General features: G+C 71.7%; 21 protein-coding genes and 1 pseudogene. 9 read left to right on the forward strand and 13 right to left on the reverse strand.

Translation table 11 applies throughout. The annotated features are described in order from the left end of the window. Positions 1 to 41: 41 nt before the first annotated feature. Together ACZ404_RS02315 and ACZ404_RS02320 are read right to left on the reverse strand one after the other, a co-directional pair. Entirely contained in the window at positions 42 to 437 is a 396-nt protein-coding gene (locus tag ACZ404_RS02315; RefSeq protein WP_468435384.1) for a substrate-binding domain-containing protein, read from the reverse strand. Beyond that, positions 403 to 776 (reverse strand): annotated as a pseudogene (locus ACZ404_RS02320) (oxidoreductase); the annotation flags it as partial. The pseudogene ACZ404_RS02320 and the gene ACZ404_RS02315, both read right to left, overlap by 35 nt. A gap of 421 nt (positions 777 to 1,197) precedes the next feature. Here ACZ404_RS02320 and ACZ404_RS02325 point away from each other — a divergent pair. After that, positions 1,198 to 3,204, forward strand: coding sequence for a glycoside hydrolase (locus tag ACZ404_RS02325; protein ID WP_468435385.1), 2,007 nt, complete (start codon positions 1,198 to 1,200; stop codon positions 3,202 to 3,204). A gap of 98 nt (positions 3,205 to 3,302) precedes the next feature. Here the strand turns inward: ACZ404_RS02325 and ACZ404_RS02330 are convergent, their stop codons facing one another. Then, positions 3,303 to 3,719: an RICIN domain-containing protein gene (locus ACZ404_RS02330; protein ID WP_468435386.1), complete on the reverse strand. Its 417-nt coding sequence runs from the start codon at positions 3,717 to 3,719 to the stop codon at positions 3,303 to 3,305. Between the two features lie 68 nt (positions 3,720 to 3,787). Between ACZ404_RS02330 and ACZ404_RS02335 the strand changes: the two genes are divergently transcribed. Continuing rightward, positions 3,788 to 4,318, forward strand: a complete 531-nt coding sequence (locus tag ACZ404_RS02335; RefSeq protein ID WP_468435387.1) for an arabinofuranosidase catalytic domain-containing protein — start codon at positions 3,788 to 3,790, stop codon at positions 4,316 to 4,318. A gap of 155 nt (positions 4,319 to 4,473) precedes the next feature. Here the strand turns inward: ACZ404_RS02335 and ACZ404_RS02340 are convergent, their stop codons facing one another. From ACZ404_RS02340 to ACZ404_RS02375, 8 genes are read right to left on the reverse strand one after another with little or no spacing between them, the layout of a single operon-like run. Next, the gene (locus ACZ404_RS02340) at positions 4,474 to 5,085 is read right to left on the reverse strand and encodes a TetR/AcrR family transcriptional regulator (RefSeq protein ID WP_468435388.1); all 612 of its coding nucleotides are present in this window, start codon (positions 5,083 to 5,085) and stop codon (positions 4,474 to 4,476) included. 59 nt (positions 5,086 to 5,144) lie between these two features. Beyond that, complete coding sequence (locus ACZ404_RS02345; protein ID WP_468435389.1) at positions 5,145 to 6,047, reverse strand: 3-hydroxybutyryl-CoA dehydrogenase; 903 nt, start codon at positions 6,045 to 6,047, stop codon at positions 5,145 to 5,147. A gap of 44 nt (positions 6,048 to 6,091) precedes the next feature. Then, positions 6,092 to 7,264 carry an acyl-CoA dehydrogenase family protein gene (locus tag ACZ404_RS02350; RefSeq protein ID WP_468435390.1) on the reverse strand — a complete coding sequence of 391 codons (1,173 nt, stop codon included), beginning with the start codon at positions 7,262 to 7,264 and terminating at the stop codon, positions 6,092 to 6,094. A 35-nt stretch (positions 7,265 to 7,299) separates the two neighbouring features. Further along, positions 7,300 to 8,472 (reverse strand): acyl-CoA dehydrogenase family protein, encoded by a 1,173-nt coding sequence (locus ACZ404_RS02355; RefSeq protein WP_468435391.1) that lies wholly within the window; start codon positions 8,470 to 8,472, stop codon positions 7,300 to 7,302. 36 nt (positions 8,473 to 8,508) lie between these two features. Continuing rightward, complete coding sequence (locus ACZ404_RS02360; RefSeq protein WP_468435392.1) at positions 8,509 to 10,563, reverse strand: acetate--CoA ligase family protein; 2,055 nt, start codon at positions 10,561 to 10,563, stop codon at positions 8,509 to 8,511. A 1-nt stretch (position 10,564) separates the two neighbouring features. Further along, complete coding sequence (locus ACZ404_RS02365) at positions 10,565 to 10,759, reverse strand: ferredoxin (RefSeq protein WP_468435393.1); 195 nt, start codon at positions 10,757 to 10,759, stop codon at positions 10,565 to 10,567. A gap of 39 nt (positions 10,760 to 10,798) precedes the next feature. Continuing rightward, a complete protein-coding gene (locus tag ACZ404_RS02370; protein ID WP_468435394.1) occupies positions 10,799 to 12,055 on the reverse strand; it encodes an NADH-ubiquinone oxidoreductase-F iron-sulfur binding region domain-containing protein in 1,257 nt (418 codons plus the stop codon). Beyond that, positions 12,052 to 12,480, reverse strand: a complete 429-nt coding sequence (locus ACZ404_RS02375) for a hypothetical protein (RefSeq protein WP_468435395.1) — start codon at positions 12,478 to 12,480, stop codon at positions 12,052 to 12,054. The genes ACZ404_RS02370 and ACZ404_RS02375 overlap by 4 nt, the downstream gene beginning before the upstream one ends. A gap of 424 nt (positions 12,481 to 12,904) precedes the next feature. Between ACZ404_RS02375 and ACZ404_RS02380 the strand changes: the two genes are divergently transcribed. The 7 genes from ACZ404_RS02380 to ACZ404_RS02410 all read left to right on the forward strand — a co-directional run bounded on the left by ACZ404_RS02380 (position 12,905) and on the right by ACZ404_RS02410 (position 21,325). Further along, positions 12,905 to 14,410 carry an aromatic ring-hydroxylating oxygenase subunit alpha gene (locus tag ACZ404_RS02380; RefSeq protein ID WP_468435396.1) on the forward strand — a complete coding sequence of 502 codons (1,506 nt, stop codon included), beginning with the start codon at positions 12,905 to 12,907 and terminating at the stop codon, positions 14,408 to 14,410. A gap of 173 nt (positions 14,411 to 14,583) precedes the next feature. Beyond that, a complete protein-coding gene (locus tag ACZ404_RS02385; protein ID WP_468435397.1) occupies positions 14,584 to 15,708 on the forward strand; it encodes a polyamine ABC transporter substrate-binding protein in 1,125 nt (374 codons plus the stop codon). A gap of 1 nt (position 15,709) precedes the next feature. Beyond that, positions 15,710 to 16,600: an ABC transporter permease gene (locus ACZ404_RS02390; RefSeq protein WP_468435398.1), complete on the forward strand. Its 891-nt coding sequence runs from the start codon at positions 15,710 to 15,712 to the stop codon at positions 16,598 to 16,600. Continuing rightward, complete coding sequence (locus ACZ404_RS02395; RefSeq protein ID WP_468435399.1) at positions 16,597 to 17,478, forward strand: ABC transporter permease; 882 nt, start codon at positions 16,597 to 16,599, stop codon at positions 17,476 to 17,478. The genes ACZ404_RS02390 and ACZ404_RS02395 overlap by 4 nt, the downstream gene beginning before the upstream one ends. A gap of 3 nt (positions 17,479 to 17,481) precedes the next feature. Next, positions 17,482 to 18,552 (forward strand): ABC transporter ATP-binding protein, encoded by a 1,071-nt coding sequence (locus ACZ404_RS02400; protein WP_468435400.1) that lies wholly within the window; start codon positions 17,482 to 17,484, stop codon positions 18,550 to 18,552. A gap of 15 nt (positions 18,553 to 18,567) precedes the next feature. Beyond that, the gene (locus ACZ404_RS02405; protein ID WP_468435401.1) at positions 18,568 to 19,899 is read left to right on the forward strand and encodes a flavin monoamine oxidase family protein; all 1,332 of its coding nucleotides are present in this window, start codon (positions 18,568 to 18,570) and stop codon (positions 19,897 to 19,899) included. Next, positions 19,892 to 21,325 carry an aminobutyraldehyde dehydrogenase gene (locus tag ACZ404_RS02410; protein WP_468435402.1) on the forward strand — a complete coding sequence of 478 codons (1,434 nt, stop codon included), beginning with the start codon at positions 19,892 to 19,894 and terminating at the stop codon, positions 21,323 to 21,325. The genes ACZ404_RS02405 and ACZ404_RS02410 overlap by 8 nt, the downstream gene beginning before the upstream one ends. Here ACZ404_RS02410 and ACZ404_RS02415 read toward each other — a convergent pair. Then, positions 21,315 to 21,737 (reverse strand): SRPBCC family protein, encoded by a 423-nt coding sequence (locus tag ACZ404_RS02415; protein WP_468435403.1) that lies wholly within the window; start codon positions 21,735 to 21,737, stop codon positions 21,315 to 21,317. The two genes, ACZ404_RS02410 and ACZ404_RS02415, sit on opposite strands and share 11 nt — an antisense overlap. Further along, positions 21,734 to 22,201, reverse strand: a complete 468-nt coding sequence (locus ACZ404_RS02420) for a MarR family winged helix-turn-helix transcriptional regulator (protein WP_468435404.1) — start codon at positions 22,199 to 22,201, stop codon at positions 21,734 to 21,736. Before ACZ404_RS02420 ends, ACZ404_RS02415 begins: the two co-directional genes overlap by 4 nt. Positions 22,202 to 22,228 lie beyond the last annotated feature (27 nt).

Below are 22,228 nucleotides of genomic sequence, written 5' to 3' on the forward strand. Positions count from 1 at the left end.
CGGCTGTGGACGGCTGGGCCGGAGGCCGGGCTCCGATGCCCTCACGGTGTGTCCTCCTTCCGTCGCACCGCACGCCGCGTGGACCGACGAGGGATCAGCATGGGCTGCACGAGCCGCCGCCGGTCCAGACCGCTGCGGGCGTTGATGACGGCGATCAGCAGGTCGACGGCCTCGGCACCCACCCGTTCCGGACGCAGGCTGAGCGTGGTGACGGGCGGGGCGGTCGTCGCGTAATCCGGGTCCTCGCTGATACACGCCACCAGCAGGTCCCGCGGCACCCGAAGACCGTGACGGCGAGCGGCGGCGAGGATGTTGTGGCCGGAGTCGGAGTAGACCCCGACGACGGCCTCCGGTCCCGGATCACGGCGGAGCAGCCGACCGACCGCGTCCTGTTCGACCGCGAAGTAGTCGGGCAGCGTGGCGTACTCCCACCCCACCGGCGATCAGCAGTGCGCCGGGCCGCGTGCGTTGCAACGAGGTGAATGCCCCGTACGGCCCCTCGACGAACGCCCGGCTCCCGACCGGGACGCCGCAGGCCGGCGCTGGTGCTGCCGACCGCCTTGGCGGTCAGGCGCAGCGTACGGCCGTCCGGTGCCGCAGACAGCGAGAACGGATTCGCCAGCCACCAGTGGTGGTGCCCGGGGAACCGCCAGATGCAGAACTGGCCGGCCCGGGCAGGCAGCCTGTGGAGGTGGCGGCCGGTGACACGCACCGACGTGGTCCGACTCGGCCACCACTTCCACGACCCGGAACCGGTGATAGGCGTTGCGCCACAACAGCGCCCAACGCGCCGCCACGACCGGAGTATGGCGCCTTGCCGCAGCCGTGAAGTCGTCGCCTTCACCGCTTCCCCTCTGACCCTCTGGCGAGGACGCGGACCCTGCCGCCGCCCCATGTGGTTCACCGCTGGCCGGTTCGAAATTTCGGTCCACATTCGGAAATCAGGGTTGCCACGAGTATCGGATAGCGCCCCAGCACATCAACACCGTACGAGGAATCGAACTTCACGAACCGCATGGAGAGCGGGGACTCACCCTTCCACTGCGATCGAATGTTTCGAGATGTCAGCCGAATCATGCGAAAGGTATTGACGGCTCGTCAGGGCTCCCCAATCATCCAGGATGCTCGGCAAATCGAGCATGGTTCGGTATTGCGAACAACGTGGAGCACCCCGCACCCGACCGTACGAGGAGAACCATGAACCCGCTGAAGAGGCTCGGCCGTCGCCGAGCCTCGGTCTTAGCCGTCCTGGCCGCGGCCGTCCTGGTGACGCCGGGCACCGCGACCGGCGCACCCACCGCCGTCAAGGCCTCCACTCTGGGCGCCCAAGCGGCCCAGACCGGACGGTACTTCGGCACCGCCGTGGCCGCCGGACGGCTCGGTGACGGCACGTACACCCGGATCCTTGACCGGGAGTTCAACGCGGTCACGCCCGAGAACGAGATGAAGTGGGACACGACCGAGCGGTCCCGCGGCTCGTTCAACTTCGGCCCCGGCGACCAGATCGTCAACCGGGCGACGTCCCGGGGGCAGCGCGTACGCGGCCACACCCTGGTCTGGCACTCCCAGCTGCCCGGCTGGGTCAGCTCCATCAGGGACGCCAACACGCTGCGCAGCGTGATGAACAACCACATCACGACCGTGATGAACCACTACAAGGGCAAGGTCTTCGCCTGGGACGTGGTCAACGAGGCCTTCGCCGACGGCGGCAGCGGCCAGATGCGCAGCTCGGTCTTCCGGGACGTACTGGGCACCGGCTTCGTCGAGCAGGCCTTCCGCACCGCGCGGTCGGCCGACCCGGGCGCCAAGCTCTGCTACAACGACTACAGCATCGAGAACTGGAGCGACGCGAAGACCCAGGGCGTCTACCGCATGGTGCGCGACTTCAAGGCGCGCGGCGTGCCCATCGACTGTGTCGGCTTCCAGGCACACTTCGGCAACGGCGGCCCGCCCGCCAGTTTCCAGAGCACGCTGTCGAACTTCGCCGCCCTCGGGGTGGACGTCCAGATCACCGAGCTGGACATCGCACAGGCGTCGCCGACCGCGTACGCGAACACGGTCAGGGCCTGCATGAACGTCGCGCGCTGCAACGGCATCACGGTCTGGGGCATCCGCGACAGCGACTCCTGGCGGTCCTCGGAGAACCCGCTGCTGTTCGACCGCAACGGCAACAAGAAGGCCGCGTACAACGCGGCGCTGACGACGCTGGGCGGGACGCCCGCCGCCACCCGCAGCGCTGCCGACGCCGCTGCTCTTCCCAGCCGTTACTCGTGGAGCTCCAGCGGTCCGCTGATCGCACCGAAACCGGACTCGACCCACAACATCGCCGGGATCAAGGACCCTACGGTCGTCCAGTACAACGGCAAGTACCACGTGTTCGCGAGCGTCGCCAGCTCCTCGGGCTACAACCTGGTCTACCTGAACTTCAGTGACTGGTCCCAGGCGGCCTCGGCCACGCACCACTACCTGGACCGCACCGCCATCGGGTCCGGGTACCGGGCCGCACCGCAGGTCTTCTACTACGCGCCGCAACGCCTGTGGTACCTCGTCTACCAGACCGGCAACGCCTCGTACTCCACCAACCCCGACATCAGCAACCCGAACGGGTGGAGCGCACCGCGCAACTTCTACTCGTCGATGCCCGACATCATCCGGCGGAGCATCGGCAACGGCTACTGGGTCGACATGTGGGTGATCTGCGACAGCGCCAACTGCTACCTGTTCTCCTCCGACGACAACGGGCACCTGTACCGCTCCCAGACGACCGTCGGTCAGTTCCCGAACGGCTTCACCAACACCGTCATCGCGGCCCAGGACTCCAAGTTCAACCTGTTCGAAGCGAGCAACGTGTACAAGGTGCAGGGCAGCAACCAGTATCTGCTGCTCGTCGAGGCCGTCGGATCGGACGGCCGCCGCTACTTCCGCTCCTGGTCCTCGGGCAGCCTCGCCGGCTCCTGGACGCCCCTGGCCGCGTCGGAGAGCAACCCGTTCGCGCGGGCGAGCAACGTCTCCTTCCCCTCGGGTGCCTGGACCCGGGACATCAGCCACGGCGAGATGATCCGGGCCGGCTACGACCAGACACTCACCATCCCCGCCTGCCGGCTCCAGTACCTCTACCAGGGCGTCAACCCCAGCGCGGGCGGCGACTACAACCTCCTGCCGTGGCGGCTCGGCCTCCTGACCCAGACCAACTCGACCTGCTGACCGACCGTGCCGTGGGGAGCGCTTCCGCAGGGAGCGCTCCCGATGCGCGCCGCCGGCCTGCGGACACGTCCCTGCCGGAAAGCCTCGGCACCGGCCTGTCAGGAGGGGATGATCTGCCACTGCTGCTGGGGGAGGGCGGTGTAGGCCCACTGGTTGATGGTGGCACCGTCGGCGGTGGAGCCGCTGTCGACGTTGAGGGACAGGCCGCTGAGCCGGTTGGTGAGGAGGTGGTAGCCGCCGCCGGCGGGGGTGATGGCCCAGTGCTGCTGGGGTGCGTCGGCGTCGGCCCAGATGTCGGAGCCTTGACCGTTCACGCGGGAGAGTCCGCCGATTTCCAGGAGCGTGCCGCTGTTGACGTTGCGGATCTTGTAGTAGCCATTGTCGGCCGGGACGGTGGTCCACTTCTGGTTGGCGTGGTTCTGCCAGGGCCACTGCAGGATGGGGGTGTTGTCGGCGGTCCTGGCGCCCGAGACGTCGGCGACCTTGCCGCTGTGGCGGGCGACGAGGCGGTACACGGTGCCGTCCCCGGGAAGAGGGTGGAGACCAAGGCGGGTTCGGCGGCTGCAGCGGAACCGGGCCGTGGGTGCAGGCGGACCTGGAGAACGGCTTGTTCTTCGGCGGCAGCAAGGCGTGGAACCCCAGCCAGGTCTCCCGGACCAGCCGCTTCGTCACCGCGATGCTCAAGAACAACGGCACCACCCGGATGGCGCTCAAGGGCGCGGGCGCCCAGTCCGGGAGCCTGACGCAGCTCTACAGCGGCGCATTGCCCAGCGGTTGGAGCCCGATGCACAAGCAGGGCGCCATCATCCTCGGCAGCGGCGGCGACTGCTGCCAGACCAACCGCAACGCGAGCGCGGGCACCTTCTACGAGGGCGCCATGGTCAAGGGCTACCCCTCCGACACCACCGACGCCGCGGTCCAGGCCAACATCACCGCGGCCGGCTACAGCACCGGCACCACCGCCCCCTTCACCCCGGGCGCGAAGGTCTCGCTGCAGGCCACCACCCCCTGCTGCACCAGCGACTACCTGCAACACGACGCGAGCGACGACAAGGTCGTCATCGCACCGGTGTCCAGCAGCAGTTCCGCCACCGACAGGGGCGACGCCACCTAGATGGTCCGCGCCGGCCTGGCCAATCGGCTACGTGGCGAGCAACGGCGGTACCAACGCCTGGGACACGTCGTCGTCATGGGCCCAAGACACCAGTTGGCTGTCTGCTGCGCCCTGGAGCTGACGAGCGACCGGCGTCACGCTTCTCACCAGGAGGATCAGTCCGTCGGCAGGGTGTCCGGCAGGCCCAGTGCGGTGGAGACCTGGCGCCAGACGGACGTGAGGGCCGTGTCCAGGGTGACCGTCGGGTCGCGGAGCATGAGGCGGATGCCGTAGCCGTCGCTCAGCGACAGGATCAGCGTGCTCAGGTCGTCGACGTCGGTCGGGGTGAACTCGCCGGAGGCGATGCCGCGCCGTACGGCGTCGGCGACCCAGGCGTGCAGTTGCGCGTACAGGTCCACGGCGAAGGCGCGGGTGGTCTCGTCGCGCAGTGCCCGGGCCCACAGTTCCTGCCAGAGCCGCCAGTCCTGGTGCAGCTCGGGATCGGTCGGCAGCAGGCTGCGCAGGATGCGGGCCAGTACGACCGCGGCGGGGGCGGTCTCCGCGTCGCGCTCGACGTCGAGGGCCGTATGGGCGAAGGAGTGGGTCATCGCCTCGGTGAACAGCTTCTCGCGCGTCTCGAAGTGGTAGTGCAGGAGCGCCGTCGACACGCCGGCCCGCTCGGCGACCATGCGCATGCGGATCTTCTCGAAGCCGATGTCGGCGATCACTTCGCACGCCGCCGTCAGGATGCGCTCGCGCGTGTCCGCTGTGCGCACCTTGGTGGACACCCTGGCGCTCCCCTCGTTCGTTGGCCCTACGCCGTGGCCATCTTCCCTCACCTTTTCCCTCACCGCGGCCCCGCCGGGGTGGTGGCACGGCACTGTGGCTCTCCGTCGTAGCTGTGGAAGCCCCGTCCGGACTTCCGCCCGAGCAGGCCGGCCTCCACCATCCGCGACAGCAGCGGGGGCGGCGCGTACTGGGGTTCGCGGAACTCGGCGTACAGCGACTCGGCGATGGCGCGGGTGGTGTCGAGGCCGATGAGGTCGGTCAGCGCCAGCGGGCCGAGTGGGTGGGCGCAGCCGAGGACCATGGCGCGGTCGACGTCCTCGGCGCCGGCGCTGCCCGACTCGACCATGCGGACCGCTGCCAGCAGGTAGGGCACGAGCAGCGCGTTGACGATGAAACCGGCCTTGTCCCGGGTGCGGACGACCTCCTTGCCCAGCGTGCGGGTCACGAAGCTCTCGGCCCGGTCGAGGGTGTCGGGCGAGGTGAGCAGCGAGGGGACGAGTTCGACCAGGCGCAGCACCGGTACGGGGTTGAAGAAGTGCACCCCGACGACGTTCCCGGGCCGGCTGGTCGCGGAGGCGAGCCGGATGACCGGGAGGGAGGAGGTGTTGGTCGCCAGCAGTGCGCGGTCGTCGGTGAGGACGGCGTCGAGGCGCGTGAAGACGTCGAGCTTGAGGCGCTCGTCCTCCGCCACGGCCTCGATGACCAGGTCACGGTCGTGGAGTGCCTCGATCTGGTCCACCAGGGTGATCAGGCCGGCGGCCGCCTCGCGGCGTTCCTCGCCGAGCCTGCCGTGGGCGGTGGCCCGGTCGAGCGAGCGGGCGATGCGCAGGCGGCCCGCGCGGGCCGCCTGCGCATCGCGTTCCACCACGGTCACCGGCAGGCCGGCCCGCGCACAGACCTCCGCGATGCCCGCGCCCATCAGTCCGCAGCCGACGACTCCGATGCGTTCGATGTCGGTCATGCCGAGTTCCCTTCGGTCCGTGCCGGCCGGGGCGGCCGGTGTCGTCAGGCGGTGGGCAGGTCCAGGACCCCTGAACCGCGCTTGATCAGCTCATTGGCGATGATCAGGCGCTGGATCTCGGAGGTGCCCTCCCAGATCCGGTCGACGCGCAGCTCGCGGTAGAGGCGTTCGACGGCGTACGCGCGGTCGTAGCCGCGGCCGCCGTGGATCTGCAGGCACCGGTCGATCACCCGGCCGGAGGCCTCGCTCGCCGCGAGCTTGGCGATCGACGCCTTGGCGTGCAGCGTCTTGCGGTCGTCGGCCGTGGCGTGGTCGACCTCCCAGGCGACCTGGTGGGTGTAGGCGCGGTTGACCGCGATGTCCACGGCACTGTCCGCGAGCATGCCCTGGATGAGCTGGTACGAGGCGATCGGCGCCCCGAACTGCTCGCGCTCCACCGCCCAGTCCCGGGCCAGCTCCAGGGCGCGCTCGGCGGCCCCGGTGGTGCGGGCGGCGATCATCAGGCGCTCCTCGGTGAACCATGAGCGGGTGATGTCGTACCCCTCGCCGATGCCACCGAGGACGGCGTCCGCGCTCACCTGGACGTCGGTGAAGGTGAACTCGGGGTGCTCGTAGACGAAGGTGTGCATGAAGCGCGGCACCCGCGTCATCTCGATGCCGGGGGTGTCCTTGTCGACGAGGAAGAGGGTGGGGGCGCGCTCCGGGCCCGCCGCGGCGAGGACGATCATGAAGTCGGCGTGGTCGCCGACCGTCACGAACCACTTCTCGCCGTTCAGCACCCAGCCCTGGTCGTTCTTCGTCGCGGTGGTGGCGATGCCCTGCGGGTCCGAGCCGGCGCCGCGCTCGGTGACGGCGTAGCAGTCGCGCCGCTCGCCCCTGATCACCGGGACGAGGAAGCGTTCGCGCTGCTCAGGGGTGCACCAGCGCAGAGCGTTGGCGGGCCGCCACACCATGTCCCACAGGGCGCCGGTGAGCCGTCCCAGCTCCTCCTGCACGGTGACCTGCTCGGCGATGGTGAGACCGGCGCCGCCCCACTCGGCGGGCATGTTCACGGCCTGCAGCCCCGCCTCCAGGACGGCGTCACGGATCTTGGCGTGGGCGTCGGCCCGGAGGCCGTTGTTCTCCTCGCACTCGGTCTCGTAGGCGGCGATGACGTCGGTGAGGGCGCGGGCGTCGGCCTTGAGCCGTGCCTGGCGCGGGGTGAGACGGAAGTCCATGGAGGTCCTCGCTTCGCGGTGGTGAGGGGGCGGGTTCAGTGCGTGGGCAGGGCCAGGGCGCGGGTGCCGCGCTTGATCAGCTCGTTGGCGATGATCAGCCGCTGGATCTCGGAGGTGCCCTCCCAGATGCGGTCGACGCGCAGCTCGCGGTACATGCGCTCGACGGGGTAGGTGCGGTCGTAGCCACGGCCGCCGAAGATCTGCAGGCAGCGGTCCGCGACCCGGCCGGCGGCCTCGCTGGCGGCGAGTTTGGCGGTGGAGGCCTTGGCGTGCAGTGTCTTGCGGTCGGTGCCCGGCTGATCGGCCTCCCAGGCGACCTGGTGGGTGTAGGCGCGGTTGACCGCGATGTCCACGGCGCAGTCGGCGAGCATGCCCTGGATGAGCTGGTACGAGGCGATCGGCGCCCCGAACTGCTTACGCTCCACCGCCCAGTCCCGGGCCAGTTGCAGGGCGCGCTCGGCGGCGCCCACGGTGCGGGCGGCGATCATCAGGCGTTCGTCGGTGAACCATTCCTTGGTCAGCTCGTAGCCGTTGCCGACGCCGCCGAGCACGTCCTCGTCGGCCACGAAGACGTCGGTGAAGGTGAATTCGGGGTGCCCGTTGACCGCGGAGTGCATGAAGGGCGGCACGCGGGTCACCTCGACGCCGGGTGCGTGCTTGTCGACGAAGAAGAGCGTCGGCAGTCGTTCCGGCCCGGCGTCCGCCTGCACCAGCAGGAAGTCGGCGATGTCGCCGCAGGTGACGAACCACTTCTCGCCGTTGAGCAGCCAGCCGCCGTCGGTGCGGGTGGCCGTGGAGGTCCCGGCGGAGGGGTCCGATCCCGCGCCCGGCTCGGTGACGGCGAACGCGTCGAACCTCTCGCCCCGGATCACGGGCAGCAGGTACTTCTCGCGCTGCCGCTCGTCGCCGTACGCGAGGACGTTCGCAGGCCGCCAGGGGATGTCCCAAAGACAGTTGGTCACCTTGCCGAACTCCTCCTCCACGATCACCTGGTCCAGCAGGCCGAGGCCCGCTCCGCCCCACTCGGCGGGCATGTTGATGGCGTAGACGCCGGCGTCCATGGCGGCCCGGGTCAGTTCGGCGACGAGCGGCTGCGGCAGCGGGCCGCCGGCCTGCTCGGACTGGTCCTCGTACCGCATCAGCAGGCGTGCGTAGTCGGCGGCACGGCGCTTGAGGCCGGCCTGCTCGGGGGTGTAGCGCATGTCCATCGGTGCCTCTTCGGGTTCGGTGCGTGAAGGGACGGGTCAGGCGAGTACGGCGCGGGAGTCGAGCGCGAGGACCCCGTGCGGGAGCACGAGCAGCGGGTTGACCTCGATCTCGGCGATCTCCGGGTGGGCGGCGGCGAACGCCGTGATCGTCTCCACGGCGGCGGCGGCCGCGGCAACGTCGACGGGCGGCCTGCCGCGCACCCCGTCGAGCAGGGCGGCCGTGCGCAGTCCGCGCAGCAGGTGCAGGGCGCGGCCGGCGGGCACGGGGGCGAGGGCGAAGGCGACGTCGTGCAGGGCCTCGGCCAGCACCCCGCCCAGGCCCACCAGGGCGACGGGGCCGAAGCGGGGGTCCCGGTCGACGCCGACGATCAGTTCGACGCCGTCGGTCAGATCCGCCATGGCCTCCACGGAGTAGGAGGGGGCATCGAGCCGGGCGTGCATCTCCCGGAAGGCGGCGAGGAGTTCGTCGGGTCCGGCCAGACCGAGTGCCACGCCGCCGGCGTCGGACTTGTGCAGCAGATGGAGGGCCTTGAGGACGTACGGCCCGGAGAACTCTCCGGTTGCTGCCAGCAGTTGGGCCTCGTCGCAGATTTCCCGGGCGGCGGGGAAGGGGAGTCCGGCCGCTTCGAGGGCCCTGCGGGTCCGCAGGTAGCCGCTCTCGGTCAGCGGTGCGTCCGGCGGCGGCAGGGGCGGGACGCCGGTGCGCCGAGCGGCGGGGGTGGTGGCGGCGAGGGCGCGGGCGGCGTCCTCGGTGGCGGAGAAGACCGGTATGCCGGCCGCGGCGAGAGTGCGGCAGCTGGGCGACTCGGGATGCATCGACTGCACCACGAGCGGTTTCGCGGTGGCCTCATGGCGGGCGGCGATGAGCCGGGCGGCGGCCCGTTCCCCCTCCGCGAGCGCCGTACCGCCTCCGCCGAGCCCGCCGTCGGCGGCCGCGTACCCGCCGAAGTAGCCGGTCATCAGGACGGCGTCGGTCTCTTCGGCCGCCAGCAGCGCGGCGACGGCCCCGGCGTACGAGCCGGGATCCTGCTCGCCCATGCCAGCGAGGTCCACCGGGTTCGCGACGGCCGACTGGTCCCAGAGGATCCGCCGGAGGCGGTCCCGGGTCGGCGGGTGCAGTTCGGGGACGGTCAGACCGGCGCCCTCGGCGGCGTCGGCGGCGATGACGCCGTGGCCGCCGCCGTCGGTGAGGACGGCGACCCGGCGGCCGGCCGCGCGCCGCGTCCCGCTCAACGCGGCCAGGACGACGGCGAGTTCGCGTGGGGTGGCGACCAGTTCGACGCCGGCGTCGCGGCAGGCCGCCGCCACCACGTCGGCGGAGGTGGTGAGCGCCCCGGTGTGGGACTGGGCGCTGCGCGCGGAGGCGTCGCCGCGGCCGGCGGTGAGCAGGACCACGGGCTTGCCGGCCGCGGCGGCCGCCTCCGCGAAGGCGCGTCCGTCGGCGAAGTCCTCGGCGTAGACGGCGACGGCCCGGGTGCCCTCGTGCCGGGCGCAGTCGGCGAGGAGGTCCACGAGGGTGACGTCGGCCTGGTTGCCCAGCGACACGAACCGGGAGAAACCGAGGCCGTGCGGGCGGAAGCGGAGCTGGAGTTCCAGGGCGAGGTTGCCGCTCTGGCTGAGCAGCGCGACACCGCCGGGCGTGAAGGTGTCGGAGGCGAGGAAGAGGTCGGTGGTGTTGTCGGCCAGTCCCAGGCAGTTGGGGCCGACCATCACGGCGCCGGCGGCGCGTACCCGCTCGGCGACGGCGTGCTGGCGGTCCCGTCCCGCGGCACCGGTCTCGGCGAAGCCGGCGGTGATGGCGACGATGGCCCGGGCGCCGCACGCGAGGGCCTCGTCGACGGCGTCCTCGAAGCCGGCGGCGGGTACGGAGACCACCGCGAGGCCGACGGGTTCGCCGATCGCGCTCAGGCTGGGGGCCGCGCTGCGGCCGAGCACCGTGCCGCCGCGCCGGTTGACCAGGTGCACGGGCCGGCGGCCGTTCGCGCGCAGGGCCTGGACGGCGATGGCGTGGCCGTACTTGGCGGGGTCGTCGCTGGCACCGACGACGGCGACGGAGACCGGGTCGAAGAGTGCCGACAGATCGCGTGCCATGTCACTTCACCAGGCGCAACGCGGAGTTGGGGCAGGCTGCCACGGCGGCTTCGGCTGCATCGACGGCGTCGACGGCAGCCGGCTCGCCGACCCGGATCCTTGCGTACCCCCACTCGTCGAGGTCGATGAGCTCGGGCGCGGGTTCCTGGCAGAGGCCGTAGCCCTGGCAGCGGGTGGAGTCCAGCAGGAGTTTCACGGTGGGTCCTTTCAGGGCGCGGTTGCGGAGGGGAACGGGTCAGGGCACGGTCACCGCGAACCGGCGGGCGTCGTCGGGCACCACGCCCGCGCATGCCGGGCAGCCGGCCGCGCGGTGGGCGTCGATCCGGTCGGGGAAGTGGGTGAGCAGGGTCGCGACGATGCGGGCGGCCGCGTCGAGCAGTCCGCAGGCCCCGCGACCGGGCAGTTGGCGTGACCAGCGGTGCAGCTTCTCGGCCGTGTCGTCGTCCGCCTCGCCGCGCGCGACGGCCGTGAGGCTTCCGGCCAGCGCACCGGTTCCGGAGACGCACACCCCGCACTGCCGGGCGCTCTGCGCCGCGAGGTGCGCGGCGGCCTCGGCGGCGACGGCGACGGGGCAGTCCTGGCGGTGCAGGAAGTGCAGGGCTGCGCAGCCGAGCGCTCCACCGGCCGCCTTCAGACGGTCGTGGTCGAGCGGCAGGTCGGGCCATCCGGGGCCGTGGAGGCCACCGAACAGGCCGCCCAGCAGGACCGCTTCGGCGGTGCCGTGTCCGCCCAGGTCGGCGAGGACCTTCAGGTGGGTACCGGCGGGCGCCTCCATCAGCGCGGCGGCGGAACCGCCTGTTCCCGACAGGGTCACCAGATGAGCACCGGCGACGGACGCGGCGGCGTCGGGGTACGCGTGCATGACCGCGATCCGCGCCAGCGTCTCCACGTTCGCGACCAGCGTGGGCGCGCCGCCGACCCCCGCCTCGAACGGGCGTGGGGGCTTCGCGGTGGGGAGTGCCGGCCCGCCCGAGATGCGCCGTACGACCGCGGTCTCCTCTCCGGCCACGTACGTGTGGTCCGCGCGTACGACGTCGACGCGCGGGCCGGCGGGCCGCTCGGCGAGGGCGTGCCGGACGGCCTGCGCGGCGACGGCGTCGGAGAGGTAGACGAAGCAGTGTCCGGCGCCGGTCATGGCCGCGGCCAGCCGCAGACCGTCCAGGACCAGGTGGGGGCGGTGGCGCAGCAGCCACCGGTCCTTGACCGAGCCGGGCTCGCCCTCCTCGCCGTTGGCGACGACGACGGGCCGCCCGGGTGCGTCGCGCACGGCGCGCAGCTTCACGGCGGCGGGGAAACCGGCGCCCCCGCGACCGCGCAGTCCGGCGACTGCGATCCGGTCGAGCAGCCCGTCCGGCGCGCGAAGCGGCGCGTATCCACCCGCGGCGAGGTACTGCGCGAGGTCTTCGGCGCCGCGGTACGGCTCGGCACCGGGCGCCGGCGGGGCGAGCAGGCCGGGCTGTGCCGCGGGGAGGAGGGAGTGGACGCCGGTCATACGGTGCTCCAGGGCTCGCGGTGGCCGGTGCGGGTGGGGCGGCTGCGGGCTCTCAGGCGTGTCAGCGCGCCCTCCAGGTCCTGCCGCTGGGTGGCGGTGCGTGCGTAGCCGGTGCCGGGCAGCCCGATCAGCATGCGGTGGTGATCGAGGACGACCTCGCCGGCCAGCAGCGCCGGACCGGGATCGGCGTCCGCGGCCCCTGTGGCGGCCCGGACGACCAGGTCGGTGACTTCGCGCAGGTAGCGCAGCCAGCCGCGCTGGGTGCCGCGCAGCACGAGCCGCTCGACCCGGTGGCGCTCGGCGGCCACCAGGGCCGACGGCGGGCCGCCGGCCGACTGCGCCCGCAGGGCGGCCACGGCGGCGGGCAGTTCCTGCTCGGGCTCCGGCGTGAGGCCGAGCCAGACCAGACTCCGGCGTGCGCTCATGGGTGCCTCCTGGACGCGGTGGCGAAGGCGATGGCATGGACAGGGGTGCTTCGGTGGCCCGTGCGGGGTGGGCGGGGAAGCACGTGCGGATGCCGGCCGTGAGGCCGTGCATGGCGGGGACAGGGGTGAACCGGGGGCGGACCAGCGGTCGGAGCGGTGCGAGATGCACGGTCGGAGCCGTGTCACCGCCCGGGGAGTGCCTCTGGACGGGCCGGGCGGCCCTCGGCGGGCCCCCGTCGTCCATCTTCCCGCACACTAACTAACTAATCAGTCAGGACACAAGCCTTGACTTGCCACGACCTCGGGCCCACTCTGACTAACCAATTAGTCAGCCGGATCCCGGCAGGTCGGAACCTCGCCTGTCGTGTCGCTCCGGCCGAGCCTCACCGGCCATCGCCGCCCGCGCGGCGCGGAGGAGGAATCCATGCACCTCTCGACGACCGGGGCAGCCACCGTCCCGCCTGCCCCGCCGGAGCCGCCCCCCGAACATCCGGGGGAAGCGCTGCCCGCCCGCTACTACACGGATCCGGCCATCGCCGAGGCCGAGACCGACCGCATCTTCGCCAGGTCCTGGCAGCTCGTCTGCCACGAGTCCGACCTGCCGGGCCCCGGTGCCCGCCTCACCGCGACCGCCGCCGGCCGGGAGGTGCTGGTCGTCCGCACCGAGGACGGTGGCCTCGCCGCCCACCTCAACGTCTGCCGGCACCGCGGCACACGCCTGGTCACCGGACCCGAGCCGTCCGGCAAGGCCATCCGGTGCCCCTACCACGGCTGGACCTACAAGCTGGACGGCCGGCTCGTCGGCGCCCCCGAGGCCCGCCGCATCCCCTGCCTGGACAAACCCCGCCTCGGACTGCACCCGGTCAAGGTCGAGTCGTTCCTCGGCTTCGTCTTCGTCAACCTCGACCTGGAGGCGACCCCGCTCGCCGAGAGCTGCGCCGGCCTCGCCGAGGCGGTCGGCCGCTACGCCGGACCCGGCCTCGTCCCCGTGGGCAGGCACCGCATTCACGACCTGGCGGGGGGCGAGGAGCAGAAGGCCAACTGGAAGGTGATCGTCGACAACTACCTCGAGGGCTACCACGTCCCGGTGGCCCACCCCGCGCTCATGCGGCTGCTGGACTACCAGGCGTACACGGTGGACGTGCAGGAGAACTACGTCCTGTTCGAGTCCCCGCTGCGGGACAAGCCCTCCTCCAACTGGACCGAGCGGCTGTACCAGCGCCTCGCGAGCCCGATGCCGGGACTGACCGCGTCCGACCGGCGCGTCTGGCGGTACGCCGTGATCTATCCGAACACGCTCATCGACTTCTACCCTGACCACGTGCTCGCCTGGACCGCCCTGCCGACCGCCCAGGACCGAGCGGCGATCCCGGGCGCCTTCTACACCAAGCGCGGCGAGAGCGTCCGCACCCGGCTGGCCCGGCGGCTGAACATCCACATCGGATGGGTCACCAACGACGAGGACGCCGAACTGGTGGAGCGCGTGCAGGCCGGCCTCACCACCCCGGGCTTCGAGCCGGGACCGCTCTCGCAGCGCGAGGCGGCCGTGGGCTGGTTCGCCCGCCGGATCCGCAACGACCTGGCGGGAACGACCGACGCCCGGGACGCCCGCGAGGGGAAGACCACCGTCCGGGATGCCCACGAAGAGACTCCCCACCTCCGAGACACCGGCGAAGGAGCACCCCAGCTCCGCAACGACCGCGAGACGATGGCCCCCACCCAGCACAACCGCGAGACGACGGCCCGCCCCCGCCACGACCGCGAGACGACCGCCCACGCCCCGGGCAACCGCGAGACGACGGCCCCCACCCAGCACAACCGCGAGGCGACGGCCCAGCTCCGCAACGACCGCGAGACGACCGCCCCCACCCCGGACGACCGCGAGACGACCGCCCCCGCCCGGCACGACCGCGAGGGAGCCGCGCAGTGATGTCTTTCCGCACCCCGTGCGCCGTACGTCTCCGCTCGGGCTTACCGCTCCCCCGCTGACGCACGCCCGCGCCCTCCCCAGACCGGTCTTTCCCACGGAGTCAGGGCCTCCGTGAGCCGACCAGCCGGTCCAGCCCTGGAGTTGTGCCGTTCCTCGACGAAAGAGGACGTTCCGTGTCCCCCGAGGTACTCTCCACGACCCGTCGCTCCGTGCTGCGGGCAGGCGCCTGCGGCCTGCTCGGCGCCGCGGTCGACGGCTGCGGGTTCATGCCCGCGAAAAAGCCCGACGCGCGGGCACTGGCCCCGGTCAGACCGCACGTCGACGGCGATCTCGTCTACTTCAACTGGGCCGACTACGTCGACCCGTCCGTGTTCAAGGGCTTCGAGAAGGAGTACGGCGTCAAGGTCGTCCAGTCGAACTTCGACTCGATGGAAGGCATGGTCGCCAAGCTCAACGCCGGAAACCGCTACGACGTCGTCTTCCCCTCCGCCAAATGGGCCCAGCGCCTGGCCCACGCGGGCCGGCTGCGCCGTATCGACCACGCCCAGCTCACCAACGCCCACGCGATCTTCGGCACGTACACCTACTTCGCCGACCCCTGGTACGACCCGGGCTCCGCGCACACCGTCCCCTTCACCGCGTACAAGACCGGCATCGGCTGGCGCCGCGACAGGATCGGCGAACTCACCGGCTCGTGGCGGGACCTGTGGAGCGACAAGGCGCGCGGCAAGGTCTTCCTGCTGGACGACCGCGACGAGGTGCTCGGCATGGGCGCCCTCGCACTCGGACTCGACGTCAGCACCGGCGACGCCGGTGACCTCGACCGCATCACCTCCCTGCTGAGCACCCTGCGCCCCCAGCTGCGCGGCTTCTCCAGCGACAGCTACAACAACCTGCTCAACGGCAACGCGGTCATGACCCAGGCCTGGAGCGGCGACATGGCCGCCATGCTGAACCAGGCCAAGGACCCCTCGGTGTTCGGCTTCGAGGCCCCGAAGGAAGGCACGCCGATCAACTCCGACTGCTACGCCATCCCCTGGAACGCCGCCCACCCCGGCACCGCGATGCTCTTCATCGACTACATGCTGCGGCCGGAGAACGTGAAGAAGAACATCGAGTACATCGGCTACCCGATGCCGGTCGCCGGGACCGAGAAGACGTACGCCGAACTGGTCCGGCCCTTCCCCGAGTGCCTCGTCACCGAGGACGAGCTGAAGGGGGACCTGTTCTTCCGCAACGGCAGCCGCGCGGCGGAGGACGCCCGCGACACCGCCTGGACCCATGTGAAGGCGGGCTGACATGGCACTGCTCCGCTCCTCCTCCCGTCCCCGCCGGCGCGCCGACGACACCCGCATGTGGACCTGGTTCATGCTGCCCGGCACCCTGTGGATGACCGGATTCCTGATCGCCTCACTGGTGCTGGTCGGCGTCCTCGCGGTCGGCACCACCGACGACCTCGGCAACCCCCGCTTCGGCTTCGACCTGTCCGGCGTGCGCGCCCTGGCCGACCCCGCCTACACCGAGGTCCTCGCCCGCTCCCTCGGGTACGCCGTACTGACCTGCGTGCTCTGCCTGCTGATCGCCTACCCGGTGGCGTACACCGTCGCCCTGCACGGCGGCCGGTACAAGCACGCGCTGATCGCCGCCATCGTGGTGCCGTTCTTCGCCAACTACCTGGTCCGCATGTACGGCTGGTCGGTGGTCCTCTCCGACGACGGACCGGTGCTGCGCGCCCTGCGGGCCATCGGCCTGGCCGACGGCGACACGAAGATCCTCAACACGGGCGCCGGCGTGATCGCCGGTCTCGTCTACGGCTTCGTCGTCTTCATGATCATCCCGCTGTACGCGGCCCTGGAACGGCTGGACGTCTCGCTCATCGAGGCCGGCCGCGACCTGTACGGCGGCCCGGTCCGCACCTTCTTCTTCGTCACCCTGCCCGCCACCCGGCAGGGCGCGGCGGCCGGGCTCGTCCTGGTCTTCCTGCCGGCGATGGGCGACTTCGTCAGCGCGCAACTCATGGGAGGGCCGGACCAGATCATGATCGGCAACCTGATCCAGGACAAGTTCTTCCAGGGCCAGAACTGGCCGCTGGGCTCCGCCCTCACCATGCTGCTGATGCTGGTGCTGCTGGTCGGGATGCTGGGCTATCTGCGGCGCACCCGCAAGGACGAGGCGGAGGCCCGCCGATGACCCTGCTGCGTCCTCGCTCCGCCGGCGCTCCCGCCCGTCCCGCCGCCCGTCCCCGCGCCCGCCGCGGGCGCGCCGACCGCCGACCGCGGCTCCTCATCGCCGTCACCGGCCTGTTCTTCGCCGTGCTCTACCTGCCCATCGCCGTGGTGGCCCTGTTCTCCTTCAACTCCAAGAAGTCCCTGACCGTGTTCGGCGGGTTCAGCCTGCGCTGGTACCGGGCCTTCGTCCATGACGACGTGCTGATCTCCTCCCTGGGGACCAGTCTGCGCATCTCCCTGGTCGCGATGGCCGGTTCGGTGGTGCTGGGCGTGGCGCTGGCGCTCGGTCTGGTGCGCTGCCGTACCCGGCTCGGTTCGCTGGCCGGCCTCCTCATGCTGGTGCCGCTGATCACGCCGGAGATCGTCACGGGCGTGGCCTCGATGCTGCTGTTCAAGGGCCTGGGTGTGGCCCTGTCGACCGGCACGGTGATGCTCTCGGAGATCACCTTCTCCATCTCCTACGTCACGGTGGTCCTGCGCTCCCGGATCGCCGCGCTGAACCCGGAGGTGGAGGAGGCCGCGATGGACCTGGGCGCCACCCGCTGGCAGGCGGTCCGCCTGGTGACCCTGCCGGCCCTGCTGCCCGCCGTGCTCGCCTCGGCCGTACTGATCTTCGCGCTCGTCTTCGACGACTTCGTCCTCGCCTACTTCACCACCGGCGTCGACCCGCAGCCCCTGTCGGTGCGGATCTACTCCGCGATCCGCTTCGGGGTGCAGCCCACCATCAACGCCGTCGGCACGCTGATGCTCGCGGGATCCATCTGCCTGATCGCCCTGGCCCTGTTCGTTCCGCGCCTGTTCGGCCGCCGCGGCGGCCTCGACATCCTCTCCGGAGAGTGACCCATGGACGCGACCCCCGCCGTCCGGCTCGACGGCGTCTCCAAGCAGTTCGCCGACTCCTACGCCGTCCACCGTCTCGACCTCGACATCGAGGCCGGCCACTTCTTCTCCCTGCTCGGTCCCTCCGGGTGCGGCAAGACCACCACGCTGCGCATGATCGGCGGCTTCAGCGACCCCACCGAGGGTTCGGTGCTGCTCGCCGGTGAGGACGTGACCGCGCTGCCGCCGAACCGGCGCAACGTGAACACGGTCTTCCAGAGCTACGCGCTGTTCGACCATCTGAGCGTCGCCGACAACGTCGCGTTCGGGCTCAAGCGCAAGGGCGTCGACAAGGCCGAGAGGCGGCAGCGCGTCGGCGAGATGCTGGAACTCGTCCAGCTCTCCGCCCTCGCCGACCGCAGGCCCCGCACCCTCTCGGGGGGCCAGCGGCAGCGCGTCGCCCTGGCCCGGGCCCTCGTGAACCGGCCGGCCGTCCTGCTCCTGGACGAGCCGCTGGCCGCCCTGGACCTGAAGTTGCGCCGGCAGATGCAGGTGGAGCTGAAGCAGATCCAGCGGGAGGTCGGCATCACCTTCGTCTTCGTCACCCACGACCAGGACGAGGCGCTGACCATGTCCGACCGGATCGCCGTGCTGAGCGAGGGACGCATCGAGCAGTGCGGCACTCCCGAGGACGTCTACGAGCATCCCGCCAGCCGGTTCGTGGCCTCCTTCATGGGCACGTCCAACCTGATGACCGGCACCTACCGAGGCGGTGAGGTCGCGCTGGAGCAGGGCCCCGCACTTCCGGTCGGCCGCCGCGGCGGCATCCCGGACGGGACCTCGGTCAGCGTCTCGGTGCGCCCCGAGAAGATCTGGCTGTCCGACTTCGAACCGGGCATGGCGATGCTGTCCGGGGTGATCCGCGAGACGGTCTACAGCGGCCCGACGACCACCTACCTCATCGAACTGGCCCCGGGGGTCACCCTGTCCGTGCTGGAGCAGAACACGGCCCGCGCGCGCATGGAGGACCGCTGGAGCGGCGGCGAGACGGTGGAGTTCGGCTGGCGGCCCGAGCACTGCCTGGTCCTGGCCTGATCCCCTGCCGACGACATGACGAAAGCGACACCGATGCATCACGACGTGATCGTGCTCGGCGCCGGCCTGGCCGGCCTCGCCGCCGCCCGGGACCTGGCCTCCGCCGGCACCGATGTGCTCGTGGTGGAGGCGCGGGACCGCGTCGGCGGCCGGGTCGAGCAGACCCGCACGACCGACGGCCGCACCGTCCAGCTGGGCGGTGAGGTGGTCGGCCACGCCCACACCGCATACCTGCAACTCGCCAAGGAGCTCGGGCTGGAACCGGTTCCCAGCTACGTCGCCGAACCGGGCCTGATCACCCGCTCCACACCCGAGGGTGCCTCCGCCGGTGACCCTCCGCACTGGTTCGGGCCCGGAGACCTGGCCCGGCATGAGCGACTGAGCCGGGAGTTCGCCGCGCTCGCCGCCACGGTCGACCCCGACGACCCCTGGTCGCATCCGGAGGCGGCCGCCCTGGACCGGCTGTCCGTGGCCGGCTGGCTGCGCTCCTGCCACGCCTCACCCGCCGTGGTGCGGCTGTGGGAGATCGGCCAACGGGGCCTGGCGGGCGGGTCGTACGAGCGGATCTCGCTGCTGGCCGCGCTGCGCAAGAGCGCCGCGGTCCCCGGTACCGGGGACTACGACTACGGCAGCTGGGAGGGGCTGCGGCTCGCGGCGGGTGCGGCCACCCTCGCCGAGGTCATGGGCCGCGAACTGGGACCCCGGGTTCGCCTCGGCTCACCCGTCGCCGCGGTCGGCGTACGCCCCGGCCGGTGCGCCGTACGTCTGGGCACCGGGGAGGTCCTCACCGCGGCGGCCGTGGTGAGCGCCCTGCCGGTCGGGCCGCTGCGCTCGGTCGCCGTCACCGGGGTGAGCGACGCCCGGCTGGCCTCGCTGCACCGGCAGCGCCAGGCGGTCGCCGCGAAGTTCGCCGCCGTGTACGACCGCCCCTTCTGGCGGGCCGACGGTCTGAACGGCCTGTCCGAGGCCGAGGGCGTGCTGGGCAGTACCTGGCCGCAGAACGAGGGCGTCCTGTCGGCGCTGATACCGCCCGAGCGCTACGGCGTGCTGCTGGGCACCCCGCCGGAGCTGCGCACCCCGGAGCTGCTGGGCGAGATGGCCGGCATGTTCGGCGAGGAGGCCCTGCGGCCGGCCTCCTGCCATCTGCGGCTGTGGGGCACCGACCCGTGGACGCAGGGCTACGTCACCCAGTGGCCGCCGGGTGAGGTGATGGCGGTCGGCCCGCTGCACGGCACCCACGAGCCGCCCTTCTACGTGTGCGGCTCCGACCAGTGGGTCGCCGGATACATGGAGGGCGCCGTCCGCACCGGCCGCGCCGCAGCCGAGGAGGTGCTGAGCCGTGGCTGACACCGCCCCGCTCACCACGGTGCTGAACCACATCGGCGGCCGGGACGTGCCGGCCGCGTCCGGGGCCACTTCGGGGCTGATCGACCCGGCGACCGAACTCCTGCACGGCCTGGCCCCGCTCTCAGCGAGCGAGGACGTGGACGCGGCCTGCCGGGCGGCCCGGAACGCCTTCGACGGCTGGTCGGTCACGACACCCGCGCAGCGGCAGACCGCGCTGCTGCGCATCGCCGACTCCCTGGAGCGGGAGGCCGCCGCGGTGGCGAGAGCCGAGGTGACCGACACGGGCAAGCCGCGCGCCCGGTTCCTCGCGGACGAACTGCCGGCGATCGTCGACGTGCTGCGGTACTTCGCCGGGGCCGCCCGGAACCTGCCGGGGGCCGCGGCGGCCGAGTACACCCCGGGCCGCACCTCGGTGCTGCGCCGCGAGCCGGTCGGTGTGTGCGCCCAGATCACGCCGTGGAACTACCCGCTGATGATGGCCGTGTGGAAGATCGCGCCGGCGCTGGCCGCCGGGAACACGGTCGTCCTCAAGCCGTCGGACACCACACCCTCCTCGGCCTTGCTCCTGGCTCGGCTGGCGGCCGAGCACCTGCCCGCCGGCGTGCTCAACGTCGTGTGCGGCGATCGGGACACCGGACGCTCGCTGGTCGCCCATCCCCACGTCCGGTTGATCGCCGTCACGGGCAGTGTCCGCGCCGGGCAGGAGATCGCCACCGCGGCGGCGGCCGACCTCAAACGGCTCCACCTCGAACTCGGCGGCAACGCACCGGTGCTGATCCACCGGGACGCAGATCTCGGGGACGCGGTCGAGCAGTTGTCGTGCCTGGCCTTCTACAACGCGGGCCAGGACTGCACGGCGGCCACCAGGATCCTCGTCGACCACCGGGTCCACGACGACTTCCTGGCCACCTTCGCGGAACGGGCGGCACAACGGCGCCCCGGTGCCCCCGACGACCCGCGCGCCGATTTCGGGCCGCTCGCCAACGCCGCTCAACTCACCACCGTGAGGGAGCTGTTGGCCCGCCTGCCGCGCCACGCCGAGGTGGTCGCACGGGGTACGCCGGTGGGCCGCCCGGGCTATTTCCATCCCGCCACGGTGGTCGCCGGGGTCCGTCAGGCGGACGAGATCGTCCAGAGCGAGGTCTTCGGGCCGGTCGTCACCGTGCAGCCCTTCACCGACGAGTCCGATGCCTTCCGAATGGCCAACGGGGTGCCTCAGGGGCTGGCCGCGAGCGTCTGGACACGCGACCACGACCGGGCCATGCGGGCGAGCCGGGCGCTGCACACGGGCGTGGTCTGGGTCAACACGCACGGCACGACCGTGTCGGAGATGCCGCACGGCGGGGTCCGCCACTCGGGCCACGGCAGCGATCTCTCCCTCGCCGGGCTGCTGGACTACACGCAGGTGAAGCACGTCATGCTGTGACGTCCGCCCGGCCGGTCTCGAGGACCTTCTTCAGGGTGGCGAGTTCGGTGTCGACCAGGCCGGCCTGCTCCTCGAAGGCGGCCGGGGTGAGCGACGGCGGCCGATGGAAGGTGATCATGAACTCGGCGCCGTCGCCGTTCGGGACCACGCGGGCCGGTACCCGCCAGGAGGCGGTGTCGTCGACGTAGTCGTGGTCGAGGATGCCGAACTCGGCGTTGGCGCGCAGCCGCAGCCTGGCCGGGCCCAGCGGGGTGGACATGCGCCACCAGTCGGGGTCGTCGGTGGGCGCGACGGACTGGACGTTGACCACGGCCCAGGTGGGCCAGTTCGCCGGATCGGCGAGGAAGGCGAAGACGTCCTCCCAGGGGCGGTCGATGCCGATGGTCTTGGTGAGGGAGTGGCTGATGCTCATGGTGCGCTTCCTTCGGGGTGGTCGGGTGGTGCGGCGGGGTGGACCTCACCCACCAGGCGCCGTATCCACTGCTCCAGCTGCCGGCGCTGAGCGGCGTCGAGCGAGCCGAAGTAGTGACGGTCGTTGCGGTCGGCCAGCTCGGCGAGGACAGGCACGAGGTCCTGCCCCCGGTCGGTCAGTACGAGCCGGACCGTGCGCCGGGAGGCGGGGTCGGGCTCGCGGCGGACGAGGCCCTTGGCCGCGAGGCGGTCCACCAGGCGGGAGACGGCTCCCGGATCGATGTCCATGTGCGCGGCCACCGCCTTGGTGGTGTCGTGGCCGTGGAACACGCTGACCATCACCCCCCACTGGGAGACGGTGACGTCGTGCCGGCCCAGTTCGGCCTCGAACCGGCCGTGGACCTCGTCGGACAGGCGACGGAGCCAGTAGCCGAGGTGGTCGTGGAGTCCGCTTGTGTCACTCACACGTCCAGCATTATTGCCGTGACAACA

The sequence above is a fragment of the Streptomyces sp. NPDC030798 genome, from assembly GCF_055572275.1.

Bases quoted from the DNA above. Each gene is read 5' to 3' on its own strand.
- ACZ404_RS02325 (WP_468435385.1), top strand. From the start codon at position 1,198: ATGAACCCGCTGAAGAGGCTCGGCCGTCGCCGAGCCTCGGTCTTAGCC.
- ACZ404_RS02345 (WP_468435389.1), bottom strand. From the start codon at position 6,047: ATGACCGACATCGAACGCATCGGAGTCGTCGGCTGCGGACTGATGGGC.
- ACZ404_RS02350 (WP_468435390.1), bottom strand. From the start codon at position 7,264: ATGGACTTCCGTCTCACCCCGCGCCAGGCACGGCTCAAGGCCGACGCC.
- ACZ404_RS02355 (WP_468435391.1), bottom strand. From the start codon at position 8,472: ATGGACATGCGCTACACCCCCGAGCAGGCCGGCCTCAAGCGCCGTGCC.
- ACZ404_RS02360 (WP_468435392.1), bottom strand. From the start codon at position 10,563: ATGGCACGCGATCTGTCGGCACTCTTCGACCCGGTCTCCGTCGCCGTC.
- ACZ404_RS02370 (WP_468435394.1), bottom strand. From the start codon at position 12,055: ATGACCGGCGTCCACTCCCTCCTCCCCGCGGCACAGCCCGGCCTGCTC.
- ACZ404_RS02375 (WP_468435395.1), bottom strand. From the start codon at position 12,480: ATGAGCGCACGCCGGAGTCTGGTCTGGCTCGGCCTCACGCCGGAGCCC.
- ACZ404_RS02380 (WP_468435396.1), top strand. From the start codon at position 12,905: ATGCACCTCTCGACGACCGGGGCAGCCACCGTCCCGCCTGCCCCGCCG.
- ACZ404_RS02390 (WP_468435398.1), top strand. From the start codon at position 15,710: ATGGCACTGCTCCGCTCCTCCTCCCGTCCCCGCCGGCGCGCCGACGAC.
- ACZ404_RS02395 (WP_468435399.1), top strand. From the start codon at position 16,597: ATGACCCTGCTGCGTCCTCGCTCCGCCGGCGCTCCCGCCCGTCCCGCC.
- ACZ404_RS02400 (WP_468435400.1), top strand. From the start codon at position 17,482: ATGGACGCGACCCCCGCCGTCCGGCTCGACGGCGTCTCCAAGCAGTTC.
- ACZ404_RS02405 (WP_468435401.1), top strand. From the start codon at position 18,568: ATGACGAAAGCGACACCGATGCATCACGACGTGATCGTGCTCGGCGCC.
- ACZ404_RS02415 (WP_468435403.1), bottom strand. From the start codon at position 21,737: ATGAGCATCAGCCACTCCCTCACCAAGACCATCGGCATCGACCGCCCC.